The organism is Streptomyces sp. AC627_RSS907 (genome assembly GCF_019049165.1).
Genome location: NZ_JAGMUE010000079.1, coordinates 12013 through 26637 on the forward strand (window position 1 = coordinate 12013; position 14625 = coordinate 26637).

Consider the following 14625-nt stretch of genomic DNA (forward strand, 5'->3'; position numbering starts at 1 on the left):
TCCTTGAGGTTCTGGATGAGCGCGACGGGGCGCAGGTCGAAGACCTCCTTGGTACAGAGGACGCTCACGACGTGGAGAGCGGTCATACGAGTTCACGGTCTCCCGGCGGCTCCGTCTGCCGGAAGCGGTTGATCGCGTCGAGATGCTTGTCGCGCATCGCGGTGTCGCGGACACCCAGCCCCTCGTGCGGTGCCAGGGCCAGCACGCCGACCTTGCCGATGTGCCGGTTGCGGTACACGTCGTCGACTGCCTGACCGGCGTGTTCCAGGGCGTACGCTCGGGAGAGGGTGGGGTGGATCGCGCCTTTGGCTATGAGGCGGTTGGACTCCCACGCTTCCCGGTAGTTGGCGAAATGCGATCCGACGATCCGTTTGAGCGACATCCACAGGTAGCGGTTGTCGTACTCGTGGCGGTAGCCGGAAGTGGACGCACAGGTCACGATGGTGCCGCCCTTGCGGGTGACGTACACCGAGGCCCCGAAGGTGTCCCGGCCGGGGTGTTCGAAGACGATGTCGGGATCCTCACCGCCGGTGAGCTCCCGGATCCGGCGGCCGAACCTTTTCCATTCCCCCACGTCCTGGGTGTACTCGTCCTTCCAGAACGTGTAGCCCTCGTCGGCCCGGTCGATGACCGCGTCGGCGCCCATCGCCCGGCAGATGGCGGCCTTGGCCGGGCTGGACACCACGCAGATCGGCTTCGCGCCGCCGGCCAGCGCGAACTGCGTCGCGAACGCCCCCACGCCGCCGGATGCGCCCCAGATGAGCACGTTGTCGCCCTGCTTCATCTGGGCGCCGTTGCGGGAAACCAGCTGCCGGTACGCGGTGGAGGCGACCAGACCGGGCGTGCTGGCCTCCTCCCACGTCAGGTGCGCCGGCTTGGGCATCAGCTGGTTGGCCTTGACCAGCGCCAGCTGGGCCAGGCCGCCGAAGTTGGTCTCGTAACCCCAGATGCGCTGGTCCGGGTCGAGCATCGTGTCGCTGTGCCCGTCGGGCGCCTCCAACTCGGCAGACAGGCAGTGCGCGACGACCTCGTCGCCGGGTTTCCACGCGTACACGCCGGGCCCGGTACGCAGCACGACCCCGGACAGGTCGGAGCCGATGACGTGGTACGGCAGGTCGTGTCGACGGGCCAGGGGTGAGCGGCGGCCGTACCGGGCCAGGAACGTGAAGGTCGGCAACGGTTCGAACAGCGACGACCACACGGTGTTGTAGTTGATCGAGCTGGCCATCACCGCCACCAGCGCCTCGCCGGGCCCGACCTGGGGGACGGCGACGTCGTCGAGGTGCACCGACCGGCGCGGATCGCGGTCCTCGGCCTCGACTCCGACGAACATCTCGGTCTCGTCCGCGTGCAGCGTCACGGCGCGGTAGCTCTCCGGGATGGACAGTGCGGCGAAGTCCTCCGGCCGGGTGTCCGGGTCGAGAACGGCGCTGACGATGTCTTGCATCTGTGCTCCTCCGTGAACGCGGCTGCGGAACAAGGGGGCCGGCGGGCCGCCGCCCGGGTCAGTGCACGAGCCGTCCCATCAGGCGCTTGAGCTCGGCGGCCGGATCGGTGGTGAGCCCGCCGTGCACGGGACTGGTCTGGATCACGGTGCTGCGGGGTGCGGTGAGCCAGCCGAAGCGTGCCCCGCGGGTGCCGGAGCCGGCGGGACCGGCCTCGGGGCCGCCCGCACACACCGCGCGGATGGTGTCCAGGGCCGCGGTGACCATGTCGACGTCGATGTCGGGGTCGAGCGCTCGAAGCCGGTCGGCGTCGACGTGGACCGCGGCACCGAGGAAGTCCGCTCCGGGGCAGTAGAGCAGCGCCCCGACGTTGATCTGCTCACCGCGGTCGACCCGCGGGACGGCGCGCAGCAGGGCGTAGTCGAAGCTGAGGGCGCAGGGCGTGACGGTGGTCATGCGTCCTCCTGCGGCCACCACGCACGGGAGCCGGCGCACCGGGTGAGCAGATAGTCGACGTAGCGCTGCCGCAGATCGGCCGGGTCCGCGTCCTGCGGAACGGAGTTCATGCCCAGCAGGAAGCTGTCCGGGACCATGGCGGTGATCTCGGTCAGCACGTCGGCTGTCACCGTCTCGGCGAGTTCGGCGTCCAGTTTGGCGAGAACAGCCGGGTCGAGGGAGGCGACCAGGTCGGCGAGCACGTGCTGGGACAGGTCGTACCGGCGCTCGGCCCAGGTGGCGACGGCCGGCCAGGAGTGCTGGAACAGCAGTGCGGCACCGTGGTCGATGGCCCAGAGCCGGCGGTGCCAGATGATCAGGTTGGGGTTGGACCAGGTGCGGTCGACGTTGGCGGTCAGCGCGTCCAGCCAGTAGATCCTGGCGGCCTCCTCGGGTGGCGGCTCCCAGCCGACACCGTCATAACCGACCGACCCGGGCAGGAAGTCCATACCCAGGTTCTCGCCGGCGCTGGCCCGCAGCAGTTCCTGGATCTCCTGGTCGGGGTCGCGACGCGCCATTTCCGGGTCGATGTCGACGGTGACGAGCTCGGGGACGCGGATGCCGAGTCGCCGGCCCAGCTCGCCGACGACGATCTCAGCGACCAGGGCCGCGCTGCCCTGGCCGGCGCCACGGAACTTCACGACATACACGCCGTCGTTGTCCGCTTCCACCAAGCCGGGCAGCGATCCGCCCTCACGCAGGGGCGTCAGGTACTGCGTTCCTAATACTCTTTGCAACACAACTCATCCTGCTGGTCGTTGTCGGGCACGTAAACGGTGGTCACACGAGCCGGACGGGCAGCCGTGTGACGGCTTTGAGGAACCGCGGGCCGACCTCGTCCGGGTCGGCGGTCAGGCGCACGTCGGGGAAGCGCGCGAACAGCTTGTTGAGCGCGATCTCGGTCTCCGCCGTGGCCAGCGACGCCCCCGGGCAGAAGTGGTCGCCGGCGGCGAAGCTGAGCTGCGGGTTGTCGGCGCGGGTGACGTCGAGGACGCGCGGGTTGGTGAATCGCTCCGGGTCGTTGTTGGCGGCGCCGACCACGAGCTGGATCTGGGCGTCCTTGGGGATGGTCACCCCGTCGACCTCGATCGGCTCCGCGGCGAAGCGCGGCAGGGCCATCTTGATCGGCCCGGAGTAACGCATCAGCTCTCGCACCGCCTGGACCGTGTTCTCCGGATGCGCCTTGACCAGCTCCAGCTGATCGGGATGGGTCAGGAGATTGAAGAAACTGAGCGAGATCGAGTGCCGGACCGTGTCGAGGCCGGCCTGCACCAGGACCAGGACCAGGGCGACGAGTTCGACCTCGTCGAGCTTCTCGGTCTCGTCGCTGACCTGGACCAGGTCGGAGATCAGGTCGTCGCCGGGCCGGGCGCGGCGCGCGCCGATCAGCCGGGTGACCGTGTCGACCATGCCGCGCAGCGCGGGCGGAAGGATCTCCGGGTCGGGGCGGACGAAGGTCGTGAAGGCCTCGGACCACTTCAGCCACTGGTCCCGGTACTCGTCGTCGACGCCGAGCAGTTCGCAGATGACCGTGGTGGAGATCGGGTGGGCGTACTCGGCGACGAGGTCCGTCTCGCCTTCGGGATCCATCCGGTCGAGCAGTTCGTCCGTCAGCAGCTCGATCCGGGGTCGCAGGGCCTTGACCCGGCGCACCGAGAACGCCCGGTCGATCAGGGACCGCACCCGTCGGTGGTCCTCCGGCACCATCGTCATGATCGTCGAGTCGAAGTACTTGAGCAGCTCTTCGGGCACCCCACGGCGGCGCATGCTGTCCAGGTGGACGCCCTCCGGCGGGTGGTTGCTGACCCGGCGATCGGCGAAGAGGCTGCGGACCGCCTCGTAGCGCGTGACGACATAGACGTCATTGCCGTCGGAGAAGCGGCCCGGGCACACCGGTCGGGGCGCGCCTGTCCAGCGCTCCCCCGCCTCACGGTCGGTCACGAAATTCACGTCGGACAGGTCGAACTCGACGTCAGTCCAGTCGAATGTTCCGGTCACCAACATCCCCATTCGCTAACTTCACCACGCTGATCCGGGTGTTGACGGGGGTCGCCGGCGAACGATGCGACACACCCCGGGCTGAACCATGCAGCACTCGGATACAGGACTGTATCAGAATGCGGTACTGTATCTGAGTTCTCGGAAGGAGGCCGATCATCAGCAAACGACTCACCCGGCAGGAGAGCCGGGCAATCACTCGCCAGGAGCTGCTGCAGGCAGCGGCCGAACTGTTCGCGGAATGCGGCGTCAACGGCACCTCGGTCGAACAGATCGTGGAACGCGCCGGGTACACCCGAGGCGCTTTCTACGGCAACTTCGACGGCAAGCAACAGCTGGTCCTGGCCCTCCTGGAGCAGCGCACCGAGCGCGAACTGGCCGAGGTGCAGGCCCTCAGCAGCAACGCCGGCTCGTTCGAGGAGACGATCGAGCACCTGCGCAACTGGCATCGCGAGCGGGACAAGAACTTCGCGAGCTGGCTGGCCCTGCGCACCGAACTGTGGCTCTACGGCATGCGCGATCCGGCAGTGCTGTCGCTGCTGGCCGACCGCGAGCGCCGTTCCCGCGAGGCGATGGCCCAGGCCCTCACGCAGGGTTTCGCCGCTCGGTCGGTCACACCACCCGCACCGGTGGAGTTGCTCGCCCTGATCGTGCACGCCTTGGACGACGGGCTCTCCATCCAGCGCGTGCTGTCGGCCGACGACAGCCCGGCCGGGGGCGTCATGGACGTGGTGGACCTGCTGATGCGGTCGTGGACCGCGCTGGCCCGTGCCGGTGCCACCGAACCCACCACACCGCCCGCCCCGGAGAGCGGCACCACCCCCTGAGCCGATGGCCGGTTCCTTCCCCCGGCCACGCCATACCGAAGAACTGGAGTACAACCCATGAGCGAGGAAGCGAAGTCGACGACGGCGGAAGCGGCTCTCGGGCCGCCCGTCGCCGCCGACGGTCCGGACCCCAAGCGCTGGCTGGCGCTGATCGTCCTGCTTGCCGCGACCTTCATGGACCTGCTCGACGTCAACATCGTCACCGTGGCGATCCCGAGCATCCAGGAAGACCTCGGCGCCTCCTCGGCCGCTGTCCAGGCGCTGAACGTCGGTTACACCCTGTCCTTCGCGGTCACCCTGATCACCGGCGGCCGTCTCGGCGACATCTTCGGCCGCAAACGAGCCTTCCTCGTCGGCGTCGCCGGCTTCGTCGCGGCCTCGGCCCTGTGCGCCTTCGCGCCCAGCGCCGAAGTCCTGGTGGCATCCCGGGTCCTGCAGGGCATCACCGCCGCGATCATGGTGCCGCAGGTCCTGGCGATCATCTACGTGACCTTCCCCGCATCGGAGATCGGCCGGGTCGTCGGCCTGTACGCCAGCATGATCGGCTTGGCCATCGTCGCCGGACCGTTGCTGGGCGGCGTGCTGATCTCCTGGGACCCGGGCGGCCTGGGATGGCGGACCGTCTTCGTGGTCAACCTGCCGTTCGGCGTGGCCGCCCTGATCGCCGGCGCCCTGTGGATGCGCGAGTCGAAGTCGCCCCGCGCCACCCGGCTGGACCTGGTCGGTATGGTGCTGGTGACCACCGGCCTGCTGCTGTTGCTGCTGCCCCTGCTGCGCGGCCGCGAACTCGGCTGGCCGACCTGGAGCATCGCCTCGCTCATGTCCTCCGTCCCCGTCCTCGTGGCGTTCGTGTACTACGAGCGGTACAAGACCGCCAAGGACGGATCGCCGCTGGTCGTCCTCTCCCTGTTCAAGATCCGGACCTTCGGTGCCGGAGTCGGCGCACAGCTGCTGTTCAGCTGCATCCCGGCCGGCTTCTTCCTCAGCTGGACGCTCTACCTGCAGGGCGGTCTCGGCTGGTCGGCACTGCACACCGGTCTCACCGCGATCCCGTTCTCGCTGGGCGTCCCGATCGCCGGCAACTACGCCGTCCGTAAGCTGTTCCCCCTCTATGGGCGCAACTGCCTGTTCGCCGGGGCGCTGCTGATGATGGCCGGACTCCTGCTCTACGCGTGGATCGCCCACCTGGCCGGCGAATCGATCACCTCCTGGCACGCCATCGTCCCGATGCTGCTGCTCGGCTCCGGCATGGGCATGCTGCTGGCGCCGCTGACCGGCCTGACCCTGAACGATGTCGAGCCGCGGGAGGCCGGCGCGGCGTCCGGCCTGATCAACGCGGCCGGTCAGCTCGGCGCCGCCCTCGGCGTGGCGATCATCGGTGGGATCTTCTTCTCCTCCCTCGCCACCAACGCGGGGACGCAAGCCGACCGGGTGCTGTCGAGCATCCCGGCCGTCGCCTCGCAGCAGGCCGCAATCCGCGCCTGCGCCGTCGACGCCCACGGCCAGGCCGACCTCACCACCGTGCCCGAAACCTGCCGCGCCCTGGGCGCCGACGACCCCGCCCAGCAGACCGCGGTCGGAAACGCCCTGGCCGAGATCAACTCCGAGACGTTCATCGCCACCTTCAGCGAAGCGCTCTACTGGGCGTCCGCAGGCCTGGCCGTGGTGATCTGCCTGCTGTTCCTGCTGCCGCGGCAACCGCGGCGGCTGGGAGTCTCCTGACCGTCCCCCCGACCCCGGAGGAAAGACACCACCATGCCCCGCAAGAACTACCAAGTCATCGTCTACGGCAAATTCGCGCCGCTCGACGACGACCAGCGCGCCAGGCTGCTGGCCGTGGCCGACGAGCACGACCTGTTCCATTCGAAGTTCACCGAGGAGGGCACCGTCACCTACGAGCGGTCCCTGCTCACCTTCACCTTCCGCTGTGTCATGAAGGCCGACGCGGAGGACAAGACCGAGGCCGTCGTCGCCGACGCCGAGAAAATGGCCACGGGCGCCGTCCGGGACCTCGGCGCCGACGTGCGCGATCTGCGGTCCGTCTGCACCGACCTGGAGACCATCAAGATCAAGCGGCGGGGACGATGACGCCCGAGACATTCACCGTTCTCCTTTCCGACTCCGCTCTGCGGCGGGTTTTCTCGGCCGTAGCCCTGGGCGCGTCGACGTCCGCGGAGATTCTCGCCACGACCGGGCTCACGGCCCCGGAGGCCGCCCCGGCGATCGGCCGGCTGCTGCGTGAAGGTCTGGTCATCCCCCAGGGCCCGGGCCGGCTGGCCGTCGACGAGACCGCTCTGGGCAGCGCGGCCGAGGCTGCCGGACGCCGCCAACAGGAGCAGGCGGAGGCCGAACAGCCCGATCCCGGGCTGCGCGGCTACGTCCGTGGCACTGTGCTGGTCCGGCTGCCGGAGGACGACGACGAGACCCGGCGGACCGTGCTGGACCACGTGGCGAGGACGACCTTCGAGGCAGACCGGGAGTACGACGAGCGCACCGTGACCGATCTGCTGCGGCCGTGGTGCGAGGGCACCTCCGTGGACCCGGTCTCGCTGCGGCGGTTCCTGGTCGACGACGGCTGCCTGCACCGCCGGTCGGGCGCCTACCGGCTCGTCTCCCCCGTCGGGCCCGGGCGGTCATCCTGAGCCCGCCGCGACCGGCGAGGGCCGCGGCCACCGGACGGCCTCCAGGACGGCGGCCTGGTAGGGCGTGAGCATCGGCGCCGGCGGGGCGGACGCCGGCCAGTGCGGGTCGCGGCCGTACGTGAAGAGCGTGCCGAGCGACGACAGCATGGCCCGGCGTTCGGTCCGCCGGCGGCCGGAGGGCAGCACCTCCCCCGGCCGTCCGGCGCTCTCCAGCGTCTGCCGCAGGCTGCTGAGCAACACCGGATGGGTGCTGACCTCGACGAAGATCTCATGGCCGTCCTGGGCCAGCCGGCCAGTGGTGGCGGCGAACCGGACCGGCTCCCGCAGGTTGCGCATCCAGTACGCCGGCCCCAGCTCGGTGCCGGGTACCGGCGCCGCGGTCACGGTCGAGTAGATCGGCACCCGGGACGGCGCCGGGCGCAGCGAGCGCAGCGCCGTGGCCAGATCGTCGCGCAGTTCGTCGACGTAGTGGCTGTGCGAGGCGACGGTGCCCCGCACCATCCGGCAGTAGACGCCGCGTCGATCGAGGTCCTCGACCAGAGCGGTCAGCGTGTCGGTGTCCCCGGCCAGCACGGTCGAGCGGGGACTGTTCTCCCCGGCGACGCAGATGCGGCCCTCGCTGGAGGCGGCCAGGGCGTGCGCGGCCTCGGGCGACAGCTCGGTGGTGGCCAGCGCGCCCCGGCCGGCGATCCGCCGCAACAGGGCGCTGCGGCGGCAAGCGACCAACAGGGCGTCGTCGAGGGTGAGCGCGCCGGCCGCGTAACCGGCGGAGATCTCGCCCATGCTGTGCCCGGTCACCGCGTCCGGCTCCACCCGCCAGCTGCGCCACAGGGCCACCAGGGCGATCTGCAACGACACCATCGTCGGTTGCAGCACGTCGATCTCACCGAGCCGCGACGCCGCCGGGCCGGCCCGCAGTTGCTGGATCACCGAGAAGCCGGCCAGCTCACGTACCCGTTCGTCGCAGCGCCGCAGCGCCGCGCGGAACACCGGCTCGGTGGCCAGCAGCTCCAGGCCCATGCCGTCCCACTGAGCGCCCTGGCCGGCGAAGACGAACACCAGGCCCGGCCGACGGGACAGCGACGGTGCCGACGTCCGGTCGGCCCACCCCTGAACCAGCTTGTCCAGGCCCGTGGCGAGGTCGTCGTACGACTCGGCGGGGAGAGCGGCCCGGTGTGCCAGGCCGGTCGTCCCGGCCGCCGCGTCGTGGCAGTACCGGGCCAGCGGGGGCAGATTCCGGCCGGCCCGGATCCGGTCGGCGTGCCCGCGGATCACGGCGAGCAGGCCGTCGTCGGTCTCGGCGGCGACGGCGAAGAGCTGTACGGTCACTTCTCCCCCTCACACTCGGACGGCGACCTGGTGCCGGTAGCTCTCCATCGGCAGGCCGCTCATCCACGGCACGAGGCCCAGCCGGCTGAGTACCTTGATCGAGGCGGGCGGCCGGTAGTCGGCGAACATGCCACCGAACATGAGGATCTGACTGTGTGTGGCGATCGTGCGCACCAGCGGGTTCATGCGCTGCCGGTCCAGCGTGCGGCGGAAGCGGCTGCCCGGGGCCATCCGGCGGCGCACCGCGGCGCGGACCTCGCCGGAAACGTCGTGATCGCTGATCCACTTCAGCTGGGACATCTCCTCGGTGATCCCGCGCATCGTCCGCAGCCGCTGACGGGTGAACACGTCGATGTGCGACAGCGTCCCGCCCGGACGCAGTACGCGCGCGGCCTCGTGGAGGAAACGGCCCAGATCGGGGTACGTGTGCGAGCTCTCGATGTTGATCAACACATCCACCGAGGAGTCCTCGAACGGCAGCTTCTCGGCATCGCCGTGAACGAAGCGCAGGCTCTCGCCCCGCGCCAGGGTGGCCTCCGCCCGGGCGATCGCCTTCGGTGACAGGTCGAGGCCGGTCATCCGGGCGCCGGGGACGAGCCGGGACAGGAAGTTGAGCCCCTCGCCCGTCCCACAGCCCACCTCGAGGACCGCCCGGCCGGCGCACCCGTCCAAGCCGTCGGGAAGATCGCGCAGGGCCAGGTAGTAGAGCTGCTCGCTGAAACCGTCGGTGCCGAAGTCGGTGAACCCGGGCAGCCGGGCCTCGATCTCGGCGGCCAGATCAGGGTCGTACATCCCCCAGTTCCACAGCTCACCTCGACCGGACAGGGTGGCCGCCATGTCGTAGATGGAGGAACTGGCCGACTTCATCCCGGCGGCCTTCACCCCCGAGCGGGGTGCTCTGGACTCGTCCAGGTTGATGTCCGCCAGACCGGCGGTGAAGGCGGTCATCACATCGGGTTGGCTCATGGTGGTCTCCGAGTTCGCCGGATCGGTGCGGTCAGGCGTCGACGGTGTCGCCGCGCATCAGGTCGTCGGCGCCGTCGGGCGCCTCGGCCGGGTCGGAACCGACGTGCTGCGGTCGGTTGCCGCCGTCGACGAAGACCACGCTCGGCCGGTACGCCCGAGCCTGTTCTCCGGTCATCGCCGCGTAAGAGATGATGATCACCAGGTCTCCGGGGCTGATCAGCCGGGCCGCCGCGCCGTTGATGCCGACCACGCCGCTGTCTGCCGGCCCCTCGATGACGTAGGTGCTCAGGCGGGCGCCGTTGTCGATGTCGACGACGTCGACCTTCTCTCCGGGCAGCAGGTCAGCGGCGGCCATCAACGTGGAGTCGAGCGTGAGCGAGCCGACGTAGTGCAGGTCCGCCTGCGTCACCGTGGCACGATGAATCTTCGACTTGAGCATCTCTCGGTACACCGGGTGGTCTCCGTTCACCATGTCACCGGCAGTTCGTGGACGCCGTAGATGATCGATTCGGGGTTGGTGCGGACCTGGTCCACGGGGGTCGCCAGACGCAGCTCGGGCAGCCGCCGGGCCAGCGCCTCGAACGCGATCCGCAGTTCCAGTCGCGCCAGTTGCTGCCCGACGCACTGGTGGATGCCGTAGCCGAACGAGAGATGCGCCACCGGCGGCCGGGTGATGTCGAGGCGGTCCGGGTCGTCGCAGAGCGCCGGGTCCCGGTTCGCCGCGGCCAGCGACAGGGACACCGCGTCGCCGGCGGTGAAGTGGTGCCCGTCGAAGTCCATGTCGGTGCCCGCCGCACGGATCGAGCCCGCGTGCATGACCGTCACGTAACGCAGCAGTTCCTCCACCGCGTTGGCGCCCAGGCCCGGGTCCGCGGCCAGCGCCGCGTACTGGTCGGGATGTGCCAGCAGGGCGAAGGTGCCCAGCGCGATCATGTTCTTGCTGGTGTCGTAGCCGCCCACGAGCAGCACGCTGCCGATGGTGGCCAGCTCCTCGTCGCTGAGATCGCCGTCGGCGACCAGCGTGCCGAGCAGATCATCGGTGGGCTCTTCGCGTTTGGCGCGGATCAGATCCATCAGCTGCCCACCGACGTTCTGCCAGCCGGCGATCGCCTCCTCCGCGCTGGAGTGCACGGTCAACAGCGCCTTGATGCCCTTGACGAACACATCACGCCGGTCGGCGGGAACACCGAGCAACTCACAGATCACCAGCCCGGCGACCGGCTCGGCGAACGCGGCGACCAGATCGGTGGGGCCGCCTTCCTCGATCATCCTGCCGAGGTACAGCTCGACGTGCTCGGTCAGCCTCGGCTCCATGGTCCGGGTGCGACGGGCCGAGAACCAGGCGGTCAGCCGACGCCGGTAGTGGGTGTGCTCCGGCGGGTCCATCGCCGTGAACATCCCCGGCGCCAACTCGGTCCGGTCCCCGGCCATCGGCAGCGGAATCGGCGTGCGCAGCAGGTCGCCGCGCGAGCTCACGGTCCGGGCGGCGAGGAGCCTGCGGACCTGGTCGTAGCCGGTGATCAGCCAGCCCAGGTGGCCGTCCGGGAAGACCATGCGGGCCACCGGTTGTTCCGCGCGCAGTTCGGCGAGCTCGGGTGCGGGGTCGAACGGGCAGGTGCCACGGGTCATGGGCAGGCCGTCGACGGGACGAACGGTCTCGGACACAACGCTCTCCTTTGCTAAACGCCGGTGGACCCGACGATCTCGGCGGCTTCGGTGATGAGTCGGTCGGCCAGTTCGTCGGCGTGCCGGTCACGCCAGGCCTCGTACGGGGTGCCGCGCAGCCAGTGGTTGCAGGCGCCCAGCGCCGGTCCGCAGGCAACCTGGTAGTCCGCGACACGCTCCGGGGTGCCCTCGATCGCCCACCGCTGGGCTTGGGCGCAGTACCAGCGGAAGACCAGGGCCATCCGGCGCTTGGGGTCGGCCGGCTCTTCGGCCGGCACGACCCGGGAGGCGAGTTCCTCGAAACCCGCGCCGAAGTAGTCGCGCTCCACCCGGGACCGGATCCGGCCGGGCACGGCGTCCCAGGAGTCGTAGGTGCGCCACAGGTCGTAGAGCTTGCCGGCGCGTACGTGGAAGAGCACGCCCTTCCTCAGCACCCGGGCCCGGCCGCCGAGTTCGAACAGCGCGCCGTACGGGGCGTACGCGGTGTCGTGCACGTCGAGGCCGGGCAGCAGGTCCTTGGCGGGTTCGCTGAGCCCGCTCTCGGCGGTGCAGAGGTTGATCGACCCGGTGAGGATGAAGTCGGCGCCCAGTACGAAGGCGGCGGCGGCCGACTCCGGAGAGCCGATGCCTCCACCACCCCCGACGCGTACGCCGGAGGCGACGCCGCCGAGCTGCGCCCGCAGCCGGCGCACCGAGGGCAGCAGCGCGGGCAGTGCGCCCTGGTCGGTGTAGTCGGCCCCGTCGCCGACCGCGCAGATGTCGTCGGCCAGGGCGATCCGCTCGCCGGCCGCGGCCTCCTCGGCGGTGAGCAGTCCGTCGTCGACCAGCCGTGCCACGAGGGAGCGCGGCGGCGGCGCGAAGAACAGGCGGGCGGTGTCCAGGCGGGTCACCTTGGCCAGCAGCTTGCGTGGGGCGTGCACGGTGCCGTCCGCCAGGATGCGGGCACCGGTCAGACGATGCCTCACCAGCGCGGGGGTCACCTCGACGTACGTGGCCGCCTCGACGAGACGAACGTTCTCACGGACCAGCAGGTCGACCAGGTCGGCTTCGGCGCGCGGGTTGAACGGGTCATGGGTGAGGTTGACCCCGAACGGCGCGGCAGCCCCGGCTGCCGCCCGGATGCCGCGGATCGCGTCGGCGACGTCCGCGAGCGGGAGCCCGGCCGCGCCGAAGCAGCCGAGCAGGCCGGAGCGGGCCAGCCGGGTGACCAGCTCGACGGAGCTGACGCCGTGGTGCATGCCGCCGGCGACGTAGGCGTGCCGGACCCCGTGATCGCGCCGGAACGCCGCCGAACCCAGCTCCGCGCACCGCGGCGCCACAGCGCTGACCGGCTCGGTCGGCGCCACGATCCGTTCCGGCTCGGGTCGCAGCGGGGTGGCCTCCTCCCGGATCCGGGCGATCAGCTTGGTCAGCACCTGCCCCGGGCCCAGTTCGCGGACCCGGAAGTCACCTCGGCTCATCAGCAACCGGATGCTGTCGGTCCACCGCACCGGGGAGACGATCTGGCGGCGCAGGGTGGCGGCCACGGCGTCCGGCGCGTACGGCCGGGCGTCGACGTTGCTGATCACGGGGATCTTCGGGGCGGCGAACGTCGTGGCATCCAGCAGGCGCCCGAACTCCTCCGCGGCCTGCGCCATGTAGCGGCTGTGGAAGGGGGCGCTGACGTTGAGCGGGGCACAGCGGGCGCCCTTGTCCTTGAACAGCGCGAGCGCACGGTTGACGGCGTCGGCCGGGCCCGCGACGACGGTCTGGGTCGGCGCGTTGTAGTTGGCGATGTCCAGTCCGGACAGCTCACCGTCGCGCAGCACCTCCCGGACCAGGTCGGCGTCGACGGCCGAGACCGCCGCCATGGTTCCGCCGGTGACCTGTCCCATCAGCCGGCCGCGTTCGGCGACCAGACGCAACCCGGTCTCGAAGTCGTACACGCCCGCGGCGAACAGGGCGGCGAACTCACCGAGGCTGTGCCCGAGCAGGTAGTCGGGCAGGCGGCCGCCTTCCTGCAGGGTGGCCAGCCAGGTGAGCGCGTCGACCACGTACAGGGCGGGCTGGGTGTACCGGGTGTCGCGCAGGTTGCGGCCGGGGTCCTCCAGGCACAGCTCACGGACCGAGTACCCCAGGACGGCGTCGGCCCGTTCGACCAGTTCGGGGAACCGGTCGAACAGGTCTCGGCCCATTCCCTTGGCCTGAGCGCCCTGGCCGGGGAAGACGTAGACGTCGAAGCCGTCGCCCGGGGTGGCGGGGGCGGTCACGGGCGTCTCAACGGTCACGGTGGTCACCTCGGTTCGTCGAGTCGGCGCGGTGATGACCGAGCGGGTGTCGAGCACCGCCTGGTACAGCACCTCGTCCCGTGCGTACGGGGAGAGCAGCGGCAGTACCCGGGACCGGCTGCCCTCGGGAAGCCGCGCCCGCACCAGGTTGGCCATCGACCCGGACGGGCCCAGGTCCAGGAAGAGCAGATCGTCTCGGGCCAGCAGCGGTTCGAGGGCGCGTGACAGGTCGAACGGCTCGCGCAGGACCTGCCAGAAGTGGTCCGAGTCGGGGTGGTGCACCTCGGCACCGGTCGTTCCGGAGATCAGCGGGATGGTGGCGGGTCGCGGGGTGAGATCTCCCACGAGCTTCGTGAAGGCGCCGCGCACGCCGTCGATCAGCGGCGAGTGGAAGGGGAACAGCACCGGGAGCCGTTGGCAGAGCACACCTGAGGCATTCAAGTGGCGCTCGATGTCGTCGAGCCGGTCGGCCGTGCCCGCGAGTACGAAGTTGTCCGGCGCGTTGATCGCGGCCAGATGTGCCCCGGCCAGCGCGGGATCGCGGTCGACTAGGGCGGCGTCGGCGAGGACCGCGAGCATCCCTCCGCGCGGGCACTCCGCCTCGAAGAGCGCCACTTGGTCCAGCAGCGAGCGCAGGCACTCCTCGGGGTCGAACATGCCGGCCACCGCGGCGGCGACGACCTCGCCCAGGCTGGCGCCGAGCACCAGCTCCGGCTCGAAGCCGTGGGAGCGCAGCATGCGGGCCAGCGCGTACTCGACCATGAAGATGGCCGGCTGGGTGAGCGACAGGCGCGTCATGGGCAGCTCCGCGCCGCGGCCGTCGCCGTGGATCGCGGCGATGACCGAGTCGCCGTGGACGTCGCGCACCACCGCGTCCAGAGAGTCCAGGGCATCGCGGAAGACCGGGTCGGCACCGTAGAGCCACCGGCCCATGCCGTGGTATTGGGAGCCCTGACCCGCGAAGAGGAAGACCGGTGTCAGCATGGTGAGT

General features: G+C 70.5%; 13 protein-coding genes. 4 read left to right on the top strand and 9 right to left on the bottom strand.

Annotation, left to right across the window (positions count from 1 at the left end; genetic code table 11):
• Positions 1-82: 82 nt before the first annotated feature.
• Genes ccrA through KUM32_RS44990 form a run of 4 tightly spaced genes read right to left on the bottom strand, consistent with a single transcriptional unit; the run spans position 83 to position 3938 of the window.
• Positions 83-1447, bottom strand: coding sequence for a crotonyl-CoA carboxylase/reductase (gene ccrA, locus KUM32_RS18440; protein WP_217143017.1), 1365 nt, complete (start codon positions 1445-1447; stop codon positions 83-85).
• A gap of 58 nt (positions 1448-1505) precedes the next feature.
• Positions 1506-1901, bottom strand: a complete 396-nt coding sequence (locus tag KUM32_RS18445; RefSeq protein WP_217143018.1) for a DUF3037 domain-containing protein — start codon at positions 1899-1901, stop codon at positions 1506-1508.
• Positions 1898-2680 carry a HipA family kinase gene (locus tag KUM32_RS18450; RefSeq protein WP_217143019.1) on the bottom strand — a complete coding sequence of 261 codons (783 nt, stop codon included), beginning with the start codon at positions 2678-2680 and terminating at the stop codon, positions 1898-1900. Before KUM32_RS18450 ends, KUM32_RS18445 begins: the two co-directional genes overlap by 4 nt.
• Positions 2681-2720: 40 nt before the next feature.
• On the bottom strand, positions 2721-3938 hold the full coding sequence (locus tag KUM32_RS44990) for a cytochrome P450 (RefSeq protein ID WP_217143020.1): 1218 nt from the start codon (positions 3936-3938) through the stop codon (positions 2721-2723).
• A 212-nt stretch (positions 3939-4150) separates the two neighbouring features.
• Between KUM32_RS44990 and KUM32_RS18460 the strand changes: the two genes are divergently transcribed.
• Genes KUM32_RS18460 through KUM32_RS18475 form a run of 4 tightly spaced genes read left to right on the top strand, consistent with a single transcriptional unit; the run spans position 4151 to position 7407 of the window.
• Positions 4151-4765, top strand: a complete 615-nt coding sequence (locus tag KUM32_RS18460; RefSeq protein WP_254405781.1) for a TetR/AcrR family transcriptional regulator — start codon at positions 4151-4153, stop codon at positions 4763-4765.
• 57 nt (positions 4766-4822) lie between these two features.
• The gene (locus KUM32_RS18465; RefSeq protein WP_217143021.1) at positions 4823-6487 is read left to right on the top strand and encodes an MFS transporter; all 1665 of its coding nucleotides are present in this window, start codon (positions 4823-4825) and stop codon (positions 6485-6487) included.
• Between the two features lie 33 nt (positions 6488-6520).
• A complete protein-coding gene (locus KUM32_RS18470; RefSeq protein ID WP_217143022.1) occupies positions 6521-6853 on the top strand; it encodes a DUF6204 family protein in 333 nt (110 codons plus the stop codon).
• Positions 6850-7407 (top strand): DUF2087 domain-containing protein, encoded by a 558-nt coding sequence (locus tag KUM32_RS18475; RefSeq protein WP_217143023.1) that lies wholly within the window; start codon positions 6850-6852, stop codon positions 7405-7407. Before KUM32_RS18470 ends, KUM32_RS18475 begins: the two co-directional genes overlap by 4 nt.
• Here the strand turns inward: KUM32_RS18475 and KUM32_RS18480 are convergent.
• Genes KUM32_RS18480 through fabD form a run of 5 tightly spaced genes read right to left on the bottom strand, consistent with a single transcriptional unit; the run spans position 7399 to position 14618 of the window.
• On the bottom strand, positions 7399-8736 hold the full coding sequence (locus KUM32_RS18480; RefSeq protein ID WP_217143024.1) for an acyltransferase domain-containing protein: 1338 nt from the start codon (positions 8734-8736) through the stop codon (positions 7399-7401). The genes KUM32_RS18475 and KUM32_RS18480 overlap by 9 nt on opposite strands.
• 9 nt (positions 8737-8745) lie before the next feature.
• Positions 8746-9702: a class I SAM-dependent methyltransferase gene (locus KUM32_RS18485; protein ID WP_217143025.1), complete on the bottom strand. Its 957-nt coding sequence runs from the start codon at positions 9700-9702 to the stop codon at positions 8746-8748.
• A 31-nt stretch (positions 9703-9733) separates the two neighbouring features.
• Positions 9734-10153 carry an aspartate 1-decarboxylase gene (panD, locus tag KUM32_RS18490; RefSeq protein ID WP_217143026.1) on the bottom strand — a complete coding sequence of 140 codons (420 nt, stop codon included), beginning with the start codon at positions 10151-10153 and terminating at the stop codon, positions 9734-9736.
• A 14-nt stretch (positions 10154-10167) separates the two neighbouring features.
• Entirely contained in the window at positions 10168-11367 is a 1200-nt protein-coding gene (locus tag KUM32_RS18495) for a cytochrome P450 (RefSeq protein ID WP_308408675.1), read from the bottom strand.
• 14 nt (positions 11368-11381) lie between these two features.
• Positions 11382-14618, bottom strand: coding sequence for an ACP S-malonyltransferase (gene fabD, locus KUM32_RS18500; protein ID WP_217143027.1), 3237 nt, complete (start codon positions 14616-14618; stop codon positions 11382-11384).
• Positions 14619-14625: the final 7 nt, after the last annotated feature.